Genomic DNA, 12,072 nt, shown 5'->3' on the forward strand with positions numbered 1-12,072 from the left:
ATTTGGTATAACATCCAAGGCGGACATTAGTACCACGACTATGAACCGGCTCTCTATCGCCAAGCGCGCATTGCGCAGCTCCCTCGAGTTCGGCATTCCAGCTTCACCGAATGCGTGAGATCGCCTGGAGCCGAAACGACGAGGGGGCCACTTGACCTCCAGCTTGCCCACAGCCTGCGTGAGCACATCAGTAGTGGCGGGTTAGATCCGTGTAGCGCCTCGCCTTTAGAGCGCGACCTCAGCGAATTGGCGGGTTTGTCACGCGTTACCGTGCGCAAGGGGATCGAGCAGCTCATTGAAGAGGGTGTTCTGGTCCGCCAGCAAGGCTCAGGCACCTTCGTCGCCAGCCGTATCAAAGCGCCTGGCAGCAAGCTCAGCAGTTTCAGCGATGAAACCCGTTCGCGCGGCGAGGCGCCCGGTGTCGTCTGGATTAACAACACCTATGCTCAGCCTACCGAGGAAGAGGCCGCCTCGCCGGAAGTGTCGGCCAGTGCGAAGGTCGCTCGTCTTGGCGGCGTTCGTCTTGCGGGTGGAGAGCCATTGGCCATCGAACATGCCGTCATCCCGGCGCAGTTCCTGCCTGATCTCGATATGCTGGGTGATTCTGTTTACGAACCGCTCGATCGGCATGGCTTTCGGCCAACCTAGGGCGAGCAGCGTGTGCGGGCATTGCTGGCGACTCCGAACGAGGCGGGGATCCTCAGCGTCAAGCAGAACTCAGAGGTGTTGCGGATCGCGCGGCTGACACGCATTCCCGATGGCCGTGTGGTGGAGTTTACCCGTTCGGATATCGCGGCGACCGCTATGAGTTCGTTAGCGAACTAAAGGAGATTTAAGGGGTCGGCCTGCGGGCCTGCCTTCGCCTTTAGTTGCGGCAAGGCAGGTCGCGGGGCCTTCCCGCTAAGTTGTTTAGTTGGTAGATTGTCCGCCACCCTGGCGCCAGAGTCAGCGTAACGCTCAGGGCACGTATGGCACCGAGCTGTGATGGACGTTGATACGCAACTTGCCATCCTCATCGCGAACATAGCCGAACGTGTATTCGACCTTGGTTTCTGCGCCGTCTGGCCCGGTGAAATAGTAGTTGCCCATGGCCATGGCATTATCATCTTGGGTGATTATGCCCTCGTTCTCGAAGCGCACATCGGTCCAGCCCTTGATGGCAAAGCCGCTGTCTTCGGAGCGCATACCCTTTACGAAATAGCTTACTGCTTCGTCATAGGTGCCGCGGAATTGATCTTCGGAAGCCAGGGTCGGCTTGAACAGCACCATGCCGTGATCGTAATTGTAGAGGTCGTCGAGATGGGCGCGAGCGCGCGAGGCGTAGTCGGCGCCTTGAGTGTGGGTGCGGCTGATTGCTACGATTCCGTCACCCCACGCTTTCTGAGCCGCTTCGACCTCTTCGGTGGTGATCGGGGTGCCCGCGTGCTGTGCCGCAGCCGGGCTGGCAAGGGCGAGGGTAGCTGCAACAGCGGCGACAAGGTTGCTCTTCATGGATAGTCTCCCTTTCGGTCCTCGGTTGGCGCGGCCGCGAGGTGGCTGCGTGGAACATGATCTCAGGATTGGCCCTTCGATGTTGCCAAGGTAGGAGGCTGGCAGCGGCGAGAAATCAGCCGGGTGGCTGGCTTTGCGGCCTAGGCCGGATGGCCTATGCACTTCTTGCAGGTTCTCGTAGAATGGCTCGCATGACCGATCCGCTGCCTGTTCTCACCGCCGAAATCGAGACGGTCGGGGAACTGCGCGAACTCTATCGCGCGGCCGAAGCGCGTGCTGCGCGGCTCAGATTGCTTTCGAATGTCGGCGGCGACCTGATCGAGGCGGACTCGGTCACGCTTGACGAGGTCGTGAGGCGTTCGCTTGCCCGGCTGGCCTTCTTTGTTGGCGGCCGCGGGGCAGATCTGTTGCCAGCGGACGGCGCCACTGGGATAGCCATTAAAGCCCCAGGTCGGGAGGGCGGCGTGCTTTGCCGGGTCCAGATCGAAGGCCTCGCGTCGCTTGATGCGATTGCCGATGAGGAAGACCGGGAAGCTTGCCGGATGTTGCTCGATCTGGTCGGGACGGCTGTCGAGAGAGTCGAACGCGAGCGGGATCGGGAGCACTTGCTTGCGATATTGCAGGAGCGCGAGACGCAGCTTGAGACGCTGGTCGCGCGGATGTTCAGCGCGCAAGAGGACGAGCGTCGCCGCGTCGCCTACGAACTGCACGACGGTGTCGCTCAGACTGCCACCGCGCTGCTTCGCTTGCTTGAAGGTGCCACCGCTCAGGCCAAATCGGAGGCTTTCTTGGCGCAGCGCGAACAGCTCACCCAGATTGCGCGCGGCCTTGTCACAGAGCTTCGCGGCGTGATCGCCGGGCTGCGCCCGACCATTCTTGACGACCTTGGCTTCAGCGCCGCGCTGGAGGCTCTTTGCGATGACCTCGAACGCGACGGGTATCGCGTGACCAAACGGTTGCGTGCGAGTGAAGATCGCCTGCCGAATGTCATCGAAACAACACTTTACCGTGTTGCTCAAGAGGCGATAACGAACATCCGCAAGCACGCCGGTCAACCATGCCCGGTGCTGGTGGAGGCGGACTTACGTCAGGGCGCAGAACACCCTTTTTGCGGATAGCTGACGAAGGTTGGGGTCTGCGCCCAAAGGGCCGCAGCAAACCGGAGTCTGCTGGCGGGTATCATATCGGTATCGAGGGCATGAAGGAGCGCATGGCCAACATCGGTGGCACGCTGGAATGGCGGGCGGGCGAGAAGGGCGGGGTGACTGTCGAAGCCCACCTCGCGCCGAGGGCCTAGGCTATGGCAGCGCCGCGCATTGTGATCGTTGACGATCATCAGTTGGCAAGGGAAGGGCTGAAGGCCGTTCTGGAAGGCGGCGCGATGGCTGTGGTGGGCATGGCCGCCTCGGGCGAGGAGGGCGTGGCGATGGCCTGCGATCTGGTGCCCGATATCGTTCTGATGGACGTTCGCCTCGGTGACGGGATCGATGGGCTCGAAGCGACACGGCGCATCATCTCGGCGGGGCTGTCCAGTCGCATTATCATGCTGACCCTGCACGAGATGCACGGCTACGTTCGGGAGGCGATTGCCGCCGGGGCTTCGGGATATGTGCTCAAGGATACCGCGATCGGCGATCTGCGCCGCGCAATCGAGCAGGTGATGGCTGGCAACTCGGCACTTCCGCTTGACCTTCTGGGTGCTGCGCTTCGAACGCAGGGAAACGCGCCAAGCTTCAGCGATCCGGCGCAGGTGCTCACGCCGCGCGAGAAGGATGTGCTCGCGCTGGTTGCCGAGGGGAAGACCAACAAGGCCATTGCCCGCGTCCTTGCGATCAGCCCGGCGACGGTGAAAGCTCATGTCGAGCGGATCATTTCGAAGCTCGGCGTGGCCGACCGCACCCAGGCCGCAGTCTTGGCGGTAAAAACCAACACGCGGACGGCGACAACAGATGACAGTTGAAGCGATGCGCAGGGTTGCGCGCTATTGGGCTGACCGGTCGCTGGCGGTAAAGGGCCTCGTCGTGGTGGCGCTGCCGCTGGCGATTTTGCTGGGCGCGCTGGTATCTCTCTACCTTGCCAGCAATGCGGAAACGCGGGCCGAAAGCGACGTGCGCCGGGCTTTCGCCATTCAACGCGACACCTATCAGGTCCATGCCCTGCTCGCCGAAGCCGCTGCCGGGGTGCGCGGCTATGTGCTGACCAATGAAGAGCAGTTTCTTGATCCCTACCGCAAGGCAGAGGCGGAGTTGCCACCGACCATCGGACGGCTCGATGACGCAATCGAGGATCATGTGGTTCGCCAACATTTCGAGGATCTGCGCCGGCTTGAACGGGACAAGCGTGAAGGCCTCAGGGAAATTCTCGAAGAGGCCGATAGCGGCGGCACCAGTTCGGCAGAACTTTCCACGGCACTGGTGGGCAACAAGCTTTCTCTCGATGAGGTCCGGCGCTCCATCGATGCCATTCAGGAACGCGAAGCCGTGGTTCTCGACGAGCGACGTGCCCGCGTCGATGAGGTGCGGCGCGGGTTTCTGGTGCTGACGGCGATCAGTGCGCTTGTGGGCCTGCTCGGCAGCCTGTCGGCGGTCTACCTGTTTTCGACCGGGATTGTCCGCCGGGTGCGCAAGCTCGAGGGCGATGCCCGGGCTCTGGCCGAGGGTGAGCGATTGACCGATCCGCCTGAGGAAGCCGACGAGGTGGGCCGCCTGGCGCAGGGTCTGGTTCGGGCCAGCGCGCTGCTCCACGCGCGCGAGGACGATCTGCGCGCAAGCGAGGAGCGGTTCCGCCTGGTGGTGGAAGACGTGCGCGATTACGGCATTTTCGCGCTCGATCCCGAAGGTATCGTGACGACCTGGAATTTGGGTGCGCAGCGGATCAAGGGTTGGCAGGCGGAGGAAATCCTCGGCCACCATTTCAGCCGATTCTACCCGCCCGAAACCCGCGACTACCTTCCTTCAGAGATGCTCGAACGCGCGCGCGCCAGTGGCTCGGCGGAAGATGAAGGCTGGCGCGTGCGCAAGGATGGTTCACGCTTCTGGGCCAATGTGGTCGTCACGGCGCTACGCAACGAACGCGGCGAACTGCAAGGATTTGCCAAGGTGACGCGTGACATGACCGAGCGTCGCCGGTCGGAAGACGCCTTGCGCAAGGCGCGCGAGGAGGCCGAGACGGCAAGCCGCGCCAAGAGCCAGTTCCTATCGCGCACAAGCCACGAACTGCGCACGCCGCTCAATGCCATCCTCGGTTTCGGCCAATTGCTGCAACTCAACGAGGACCAGTTCGATGAGCGCCATCGCGAGGCGATCGGCCAGATAACCTTGGCGGGCCGGCACCTGCTGTCACTCATCAACGACCTGCTCGACATTTCCAGCATCGAGGCAGGCGCCTCCGAGCTCAAGATAGAGCCAATCGACTTGAATGAACTGCTGGACGAGGTTCAGGGCCTTGCAGCGCCTATCGTAGCAACCGCCGGCCTGACGTTCGAGCGTATCGCGCCGGACCGCCAGGCCTTGGTGCTCGCCGACCGGCGCCGTGTTATCCAGGTGATGCTCAATCTTGTCGGGAATGCGGCCAAGTACAACCGCACAGGCTCGCTGGTTCGCCTCGCCTGCACCATTGATGACGATGCGGTGAGAGTAAGCGTGGAAGACGATGGCCCAGGCGTGGCGCGCGGCATGGCCGAACGGATTTTTACGCCGTTCGACCGGCTCGGCCAACAAGAGCGCGCGCGGGTCGAGGGCACGGGGCTGGGTCTGTCTTTGTCGAAGAGTCTGGTCGAGGCAATGGGCGGACAGATTGGCTACGAACCGCTGGAGCCGGGTTCGCGTTTCTGGTTCAGCCTGCTTCAACCCACCACTGGCCGCGATAAGAACCTTGCCCTGCCACCCGATAACAATGAAGGTCAGCCATGCCCGCCAAATTGATCGATCCTGCCGAAATACGGCAGCGCCGCATTCTGGCAATCGACGACGAGCAGCCCAACATCCTCTTGCTTCAGAGCTTGCTCGAACAGGAGGGCTACGCCTCGCTCAAGTGCCTCAGTGACCCCACGAAGGCGCTTCAGGCCTATATCGACTTCGAGCCCGATCTTGTTCTGCTCGATCTCATGATGCCGCAGGTAGACGGGTTCGAGCTGCTGGAGGCCTTCGGCCGGCATGACAAGGCTGACGAATATCGTCCGGTTCTGGTGCTTACTGCCGATACCACATTGCAAGCCCGCCGACGTGCGCTGTCGCTGGGCGCGAAAGACTTTGTGACCAAGCCGTTCGACGTGATCGAGGTGGCCCTGCGGATCTCCAATCTGCTGGAGACCCGCATCCTGTACGAACGGCTCAGATCGGCCTGAGAGGATCGCGCCGGGCTTTCTTGGCCCAGTGCATCAGCGGCGCAGGCGGAGGCTTACGGTGACGTTGCGGCCATTTGCCGGGCTGTGAAGGGACTGGGCTCCGTCCCACCACACGTACTCGTGATAGACATCGCCGATGTTCTTGAGTGCGATGCCAAGCGCGATCGTCTCGTTCACGCGGTAGGAAGCGCTGGCGTCGAATACCGTGAACTGGCCCCAGTTGCCCTCGCTATTGGCGTTGGTGAGATAGTATGACGATTGCCCGCGACCGGTGAGCGAGAGCGTTGCGGCGTCCACCGGGCTCCAGTCGATGCCGCCCGACCACAGCCATTCGGGCGTGTGGTCGATCGCATTGTTGGCATATTCCGGGGTGGCGGGGTCGGGCACAGCGATAATCGCTTCCTGCCATGACAGCGCGCCCCACAGGCGCAGGCTTTCCAGCACTGTCAATTTGCCCTGCACGTCGATCCCGCGCCGGTCGGTTGCGCCGATGTTCTCGAAGTCGCCCAGCGGGTCGTTGGTCTTGCGGGCGATTTCGCCGCTCGCGCTCTGCTCCCAATAAGCAAGCCGCGCCTGGACCCGGTCGCCCAGCGCATATTTGGCGCCCACTTCCCAACCCTCGTTGATGGAAGGGGCAAGGTCGACGACGCGCGGAGCGATCAGATAGGCGCCAGAGCCAAGCCCGATCTGATAGGTCTTGCCCCAGTTGCCATAAAGCGTGACACCGGCGGCGGGCAGCAGCGCGACAGAAACCTTGGGCTGGTCGATGCTGCCGTAATCGTTGATCGGCGCATCCGTGCCGGCAAGCTGGTTGGTGAAGCCGCCGCCGACCCAGTCGAAACGGTAGGCCGGTGTGATGCGCAGCCAGTCGGTCGGCTCGACGATAGCCTGCACATAGGCGCCGCCCACGGTGAGATCGAACCGCTGATCGCGGACCTGGCTGATCGGCTCGCGCTCCACCGAGAGCCAGCGCAGTGAGCGGTTGTCCTGCCACTGGACATCGCCGCCAGCCTCGAGGATCAGGCTGGTCGCGCCCAGATCGCCGCGCCAGTGCAGCACGCTTGAAAGGCCATAGTGATCTTCCTCGGTCAGCCGCAGCTGTTGCGAGGCCGCGGCGGAGAACTTCACATAGCGCTCGTCGCGCAGGCGGTTGAACCAGCCCACGCTCGACCAATCGAGTTGGCTCGAAAGAGCGATGTCGGCGTTTAGCGCATACTGCTGGATGTCGCGGGTGCTGCCGTCCGATGCGTTGAAGGCGTTGGTCATGCGCGGAGCGGCGCGGCTATCGGCAAAGGTGAGGAAGCCCGGCTCCTCTGCTTCGGCCTCGTAGTAGCGGGCGATGGCGCCGAGCTGCACGTCATCGGTAAGGGTGATGCCCCATTTGCCCGAGAGGCTGAGACGCTGGCTGTCCGAATGGTCGCGGTATCCAGCACTTTCGCGATAGGCGATCTGGTAATTCTGGGTAACCTTGCCGCTCTCCAGGCCGGCGACGACCTGACCCTCGTAAGTGTCGTAGCTGCCCACGGAAGCGCGGCCTTCGGCATAGGTGCCACCAGTGCGGGTGCGAATGTGGGCGCTGCCGGCGATGGCGTGCAGGCCATAGCGCGGATCGGACGTTCCGCGCACTACCTCGATTGTCGCGATGTTGAGGGGAAACACCATGTCGATAAAGGGCGTGGTGCCATCATTGCTGTTCGAGGGGACGCCGTCGATCAGCAGCTTTACCGCGTTGATTTTGCTCTCGCCATTGAAGCCGCGCATCGAAAACTTGCCGTTGGTCGTGCCCTGATTGAAGTCGGTGACCTGGATCCCAGGCATCTGGCCGATCAGTTCGTAGACGTTGTCGACATCGGCACTCTGCGCGACATCGCCGCCCATGCGGTCGACCGAGGTGAGCACGTTGCGCGTGCTGCCAGCCACGCTGCTTGCGGTGACGATAATATCGCCGACCGAGAAGCTGGTATCGTCCATGCCATTGGCTGGCGCGCTTTTTTCCTCACTTGCCCGGGCGGTGAGAGGGAAGGCGGCAAGGGCAATTGCCAGTGCCGAAGTCAGGTGCAGTTTGGACAAGATAGTACCCTCATGAATTTGGTGATGGAGTTGCAAGTTTAGCCCGCCAGGCAAGCGGTTTGCGGGTCGACAGCCCACTCCAGCCAAGACAGCTATTCCAGAAAATCAAGGAGCGAGTGTTGGGCATGGCGCGCGCCTTTATCGCGAGCGCTTTCGCTTGTCATTATCAATAGCGCGCCTTGAAGCAATTCTTCCGGTTCGCGAGTCCCAAACGCGGGTGGTGTCGGCGCTGCTCGCAGGAAAATCACGCAATCGTATGCGATCTCAGAAAAGGCGGAAACGTTTGGCGGCCCGGTTGTTCAAGTCAGACAGGAGGCGATTTTGTCCGATACCATTTCCATCAACGGCACCCAGCATTCGCTGCCCGATGATCCTCGCAGATCGCTGCTAGATTTCGTTCGTCAGGATCTTGGCCTGACCGGCACCAAGAAGGGCTGCGACCATGGCCAGTGCGGGGCCTGTACGGTCATCGTCAACGGCATCCGCATCAACAGCTGCCTGACCCTCGCGGTGATGCATGATGGTGACGAGGTCACGACGATCGAAGGACTTGGAACGCCCGAAGCTCCTTCCGAGTTGCAGAAGGCGTTCGTAGCTCACGACGGCTTTCAGTGCGGCTATTGCACGCCAGGCCAAATTTGCTCGGCCACCGCGATGCTCCAGGAAATTGCCAACAACTGGCCAAGCGACGCCAGTGAAAGCCTGGAGGGCGAGATGAACGTTACCGGCGAGGAAATTCGCGAGCGCATGAGCGGCAACCTCTGCCGGTGCGGCGCCTACGCCAACATTGTCGCAGCCATTCGCGATGTGGCGGAGGAAAGCGCATGAGGCCGTTTTCTTACACCAAGGCGCGCGTGATCGAAGATGCCCGCCAGATCACCGCGGATGAAAGCGCCATGGCTATCGCAGGCGGCACCAATCTGCTCGATCTGATGAAATTGCAGGTGGAAACACCTCATAAGCTCGCGGACATCAATCGAATCGGATTCGACGAAATCAAGAAGACCGCTGACGGGGGGCTTTCGATTGGAGCTTTGGCCACCAACACTGCAACTGCTGTCCATCCACGCGTGCGTTCCGACTATCCCGTTCTTGCGCGCGCAATCCTTTCCGGTGCGACACAGCAGCTTCGCAACAAGGCGACCAACGGCGGAAACCTCTGCCAGCGAACGCGCTGCTTCTATTTCACGAACATCGACCAGCCTTGCAACAAGCGCGAGCCGGGCAGCGGCTGCGGTGCGATCGACGGCATTGCGAAGTTGCACGCGGTCCTCGGCGCGAGCGATCAGTGCATCGCTACTTATCCGGGCGATATGGCCGTGGCGCTAAGTGCGCTGGATGCTCAGGTCCATATCGCGACAGCCGGTGGCAGCGAAAGAACGGTGCCTGTGCGCGATTTCCATTGCCTGCCCGGGGATACGCCCTGGCGCGATAACGTGCTGGAGGATGGCGAGATCATCACAGCGATCACCTTGCCGGCTCCCGTTGGCGGGACGCAGATCTATCGCAAGGTGCGCGAGCGTTCGTCTTATGCCTTTGCGCTGGTATCAATCGCCGCCATCGTTGAAATGAAAGATGGGCTGTTCTCACGCGCAGATCTTGCGTTCGGCGGCCTGGCGCACAAGCCCTGGCACGATCTACGTATAGCTGAAGCGCTGATCGGGCAGCCGCCTACTGCGCAGACGTTCGACAAGGCTGCTGACATCCTTCTCGAAATCGCACGTGGTTATGGGGAGAACGATTTCAAAATTCCGCTTGCCCGGCGCACGCTTCACGCGGTGCTTGAGCATGCGGCGGAGGAGGCGGCATGACCGTTCATTTCAAGCAGGACAAGCCAGAGCAATCCAACCGTCTCGATGGCATGAAGCAGGGCGTCCTCGGCAAGGGGGTTTCCCGGCTCGAGGGGCTGGCTAAGGTCACCGGCACCGCACCCTATGCCGCAGAATATCCGGTCGAAGGCTGTGCCGAAGGTGTGCTTGTTACCTCGACGATCACGCGGGGCGAGGTTGTCGGATTGGACAAGGACGCGGTTCTTGCAATGCCGGGCGTGTTGGCGGTGATCGATGATTCCCGGCTCACAACCCGACCGGCGCAAGGCACGGCCAACGAGGCGCCTAAGCAAGGGCCGAAAACGATCAGCTACTGGGGGCAGCCCATTGCCCTTGTGGTCGCGGAAACATTCGAACAGGCCCGCGATGCGGCAAAGCATCTGACTGTTAAGTATCGTGAAGAGGAGGGCGCTCCGGTCGATCCGCAGGCTGTCGAGACAGAAGAAAAAGACGGCACCGTGCGGCAGGGCGATCTTGCCCATGCAATGGCCGAAGCCGCTCATTCGGTCGACGTTACTTTTACCACCCGTGGCCATGCCTCAGCGGCGATGGAGCCACATGCAGCGATTGCCGAATGGGATGGTGACAAACTGACCGTCCACGCCTCGTTGCAGATGCTCAACTACAACATCAGCGAATTGGCCGACGCGCTTGGCGTGGAAGAGGATGACGTTCGTCTGATCTCGCGCTTCGTGGGCGGTGGGTTCGGTTCGAAGCTTGGAATAAGCGAGGAGGTCGTCGCGGCCGCCATTGCCGCGAAAGATCTGGCTCGGCCTGTTCGTGTGGTCATGTCTCGTCAGCAGGTCTTCCAGTGCATCATGCGCCGGTCCGAAACGACGCAGCGCCTTCGGCTTGCGGCTGATGAGGACGGCAAGCTGACAGGCTTCGGTCATCATGCGGTGGTCTCCAACCTTCCCGGCGAGGTTTTTGCCGAGCCGGTGCTGCAATCGTCGCACTTCCTTTACAGCGGCGAAAACCGCGAACTTATGCTCGAAGTGGCGCGTATCCATCGCATGACGGCCGGCTCGGTCCGCGCGCCGGGTGAGGCGGTGGGTATGCCCGCGCTTGAAGGCGCCATGGATGTGCTAGCGGAAAAGGTGGGAATCGACCCGGTCGAATTGCGCTTGAAAAACATCCCCGAGCAAGACCCAGAGGAAGGGCTTCCGTTTTCGTCGAACAAGTTGGCGGAATGTCTGAAGCAAGGTGCCGAAGCGTTCGGGTGGGACAGTGGCCCGCGCAAGCCAAGGCAGCACCAGGATGGCGAGTGGTGGGTCGGCACGGGGATGGCGAGTGCGGCGCGCGCTCACAGTATCTCCGAAGCCCGCGCAAAAGTGACGCTGAAATCCGATGGCACGGCGCTGGTCGAGACCGATATGACCGACATCGGCACCGGAACGTACACGATCCTGGCCCAAATCGCCGGAGAAATGCTGGGCCTAGAGCCCAATAAGGTTCTGGTTGAGTTGGGCGATACGCGCCATCCGCGCGGATCCGGATCAGGTGGGAGCTGGGGCGCTGCATCTACAGGGTCGGCCGTCTACGTTGCCTGTAAGGCTATTCGTGAAGACCTTGCTGCGCGGGTCGGGGTGGAAGAAACCGCTCTGGAGCTATCCCAAGGCAAGACGTCAGCCGGGAAGTCGTTGATCGACCTGCTTGGTGGAGAGGATATCGCGCGAGAGGGGCATTACGAGCCCGGCGACATCAAAGACGATTATACCGCGGCTGGCTTCGGCGCTTTTTTCGCCCAGGTACGCGTCAATCGCTACACCGGCGAAACCCGTGTGGACCGAATGCTCGGCGCGTTCGGTTTTGGGCGTGTGCTAAATCACAAGACTGCCCGATCGCAATGCTTGGGCGGTATCACGTGGAGCATCGGCGTAGCGCTTACTGAGGCGCTGGAGTTCGATCCGCGCGACGGTCATCTGGTAAACTGCGACCTCGCCGAATACCATGTGCCGGTCAACCGAGACGTGCCTGAGCTGGACGTGCTGATGGTTGAGGAACGCGATGCTGCGGCGAGCCCCATTCAGGCCAAGGGGATTGGCGAATTGGGAATGTGCGGCGGCGCAGCGGCGATCGCCAACGCGATCTACAACGCCTCAGGTGCGCGCATCTTCGACTATCCGATGACGCCCGATCATGTTCTGAAAGCTATGCCGGATTAGTAGTCCGGCATAGCGAGCCGCTCAAAAATCGCCAGTAATGCAAACCGGCAGTGGATAGCTATCGCCAATAGCAACCATGCTGTGGTGGTGGGTCAGCCTCTTAAGCCACGAGGTAAGTGACGAGCTTTACTGTACGAACCAGAAAAATATTGCCGCCAAAAATAGGACGGGA

9 protein-coding genes and 1 pseudogene are annotated in these 12,072 nt (G+C 61.5%); 8 read left to right on the forward strand and 2 right to left on the reverse strand.

Annotated elements, in window-relative coordinates; all coding sequences use genetic code 11:
- Positions 1 to 114 precede the first annotated feature (114 nt).
- Positions 115 to 825, forward strand: a pseudogene (locus tag E0473_RS00940) (GntR family transcriptional regulator).
- A gap of 132 nt (positions 826 to 957) precedes the next feature.
- On the opposite strand, the gene E0473_RS00945 reads toward E0473_RS00940, so the two are convergent.
- Complete coding sequence (locus tag E0473_RS00945; protein WP_137678999.1) at positions 958 to 1,491, reverse strand: phosphoribosyl-AMP cyclohydrolase; 534 nt, start codon at positions 1,489 to 1,491, stop codon at positions 958 to 960.
- Between the two features lie 191 nt (positions 1,492 to 1,682).
- Between E0473_RS00945 and E0473_RS00950 the strand changes: the two genes are divergently transcribed.
- From E0473_RS00950 to E0473_RS00965, 4 genes are all read left to right on the forward strand, one after another.
- Positions 1,683 to 2,609 carry a sensor histidine kinase gene (locus E0473_RS00950; RefSeq protein WP_161981461.1) on the forward strand — a complete coding sequence of 309 codons (927 nt, stop codon included), beginning with the start codon at positions 1,683 to 1,685 and terminating at the stop codon, positions 2,607 to 2,609.
- Positions 2,610 to 2,791: 182 nt separating this feature from the next.
- On the forward strand, positions 2,792 to 3,451 hold the full coding sequence (locus E0473_RS00955) for a response regulator (protein ID WP_137679001.1): 660 nt from the start codon (positions 2,792 to 2,794) through the stop codon (positions 3,449 to 3,451).
- Positions 3,441 to 5,414, forward strand: a complete 1,974-nt coding sequence (locus E0473_RS00960) for a sensor histidine kinase (RefSeq protein ID WP_137679002.1) — start codon at positions 3,441 to 3,443, stop codon at positions 5,412 to 5,414. The genes E0473_RS00955 and E0473_RS00960 overlap by 11 nt, the downstream gene beginning before the upstream one ends.
- On the forward strand, positions 5,399 to 5,836 hold the full coding sequence (locus tag E0473_RS00965) for a response regulator (RefSeq protein ID WP_137679003.1): 438 nt from the start codon (positions 5,399 to 5,401) through the stop codon (positions 5,834 to 5,836). The genes E0473_RS00960 and E0473_RS00965 overlap by 16 nt, the downstream gene beginning before the upstream one ends.
- 33 nt (positions 5,837 to 5,869) lie before the next feature.
- On the opposite strand, the gene E0473_RS00970 is transcribed toward E0473_RS00965, so the two are convergent.
- Positions 5,870 to 7,906, reverse strand: coding sequence for a TonB-dependent receptor (locus tag E0473_RS00970; RefSeq protein ID WP_241657272.1), 2,037 nt, complete (start codon positions 7,904 to 7,906; stop codon positions 5,870 to 5,872).
- A gap of 321 nt (positions 7,907 to 8,227) precedes the next feature.
- Here E0473_RS00970 and E0473_RS00975 point away from each other — a divergent pair, with 321 nt between their 5' ends.
- Genes E0473_RS00975 through E0473_RS00985 form a run of 3 tightly spaced genes read left to right on the forward strand, consistent with a single transcriptional unit; the run spans position 8,228 to position 11,900 of the window.
- A complete protein-coding gene (locus E0473_RS00975; RefSeq protein WP_137679004.1) occupies positions 8,228 to 8,734 on the forward strand; it encodes a 2Fe-2S iron-sulfur cluster-binding protein in 507 nt (168 codons plus the stop codon).
- Positions 8,731 to 9,717 (forward strand): FAD binding domain-containing protein, encoded by a 987-nt coding sequence (locus E0473_RS00980; RefSeq protein ID WP_137679005.1) that lies wholly within the window; start codon positions 8,731 to 8,733, stop codon positions 9,715 to 9,717. Before E0473_RS00975 ends, E0473_RS00980 begins: the two co-directional genes overlap by 4 nt.
- On the forward strand, positions 9,714 to 11,900 hold the full coding sequence (locus tag E0473_RS00985; RefSeq protein ID WP_137679006.1) for a xanthine dehydrogenase family protein molybdopterin-binding subunit: 2,187 nt from the start codon (positions 9,714 to 9,716) through the stop codon (positions 11,898 to 11,900). Before E0473_RS00980 ends, E0473_RS00985 begins: the two co-directional genes overlap by 4 nt.
- The last annotated feature ends 172 nt before the right edge of the window (positions 11,901 to 12,072 follow it).

Origin of the sequence: Aurantiacibacter suaedae, assembly GCF_005434915.1 — a bacterium.
GTDB lineage: Bacteria > Pseudomonadota > Alphaproteobacteria > Sphingomonadales > Sphingomonadaceae > Alteraurantiacibacter > Alteraurantiacibacter suaedae.

Coding starts and splice junctions, on each gene's coding strand:
- E0473_RS00955 (WP_137679001.1), top strand. CDS start 2,792: ATGGCAGCGCCGCGCATTGTGATCGTTGACGATCATCAGTTGGCAAGG.
- E0473_RS00965 (WP_137679003.1), top strand. CDS start 5,399: ATGCCCGCCAAATTGATCGATCCTGCCGAAATACGGCAGCGCCGCATT.
- E0473_RS00960 (WP_137679002.1), top strand. CDS start 3,441: ATGACAGTTGAAGCGATGCGCAGGGTTGCGCGCTATTGGGCTGACCGG.
- E0473_RS00985 (WP_137679006.1), top strand. CDS start 9,714: ATGACCGTTCATTTCAAGCAGGACAAGCCAGAGCAATCCAACCGTCTC.
- E0473_RS00950 (WP_161981461.1), top strand. CDS start 1,683: ATGACCGATCCGCTGCCTGTTCTCACCGCCGAAATCGAGACGGTCGGG.
- E0473_RS00945 (WP_137678999.1), bottom strand. CDS start 1,491: ATGAAGAGCAACCTTGTCGCCGCTGTTGCAGCTACCCTCGCCCTTGCC.
- E0473_RS00980 (WP_137679005.1), top strand. CDS start 8,731: ATGAGGCCGTTTTCTTACACCAAGGCGCGCGTGATCGAAGATGCCCGC.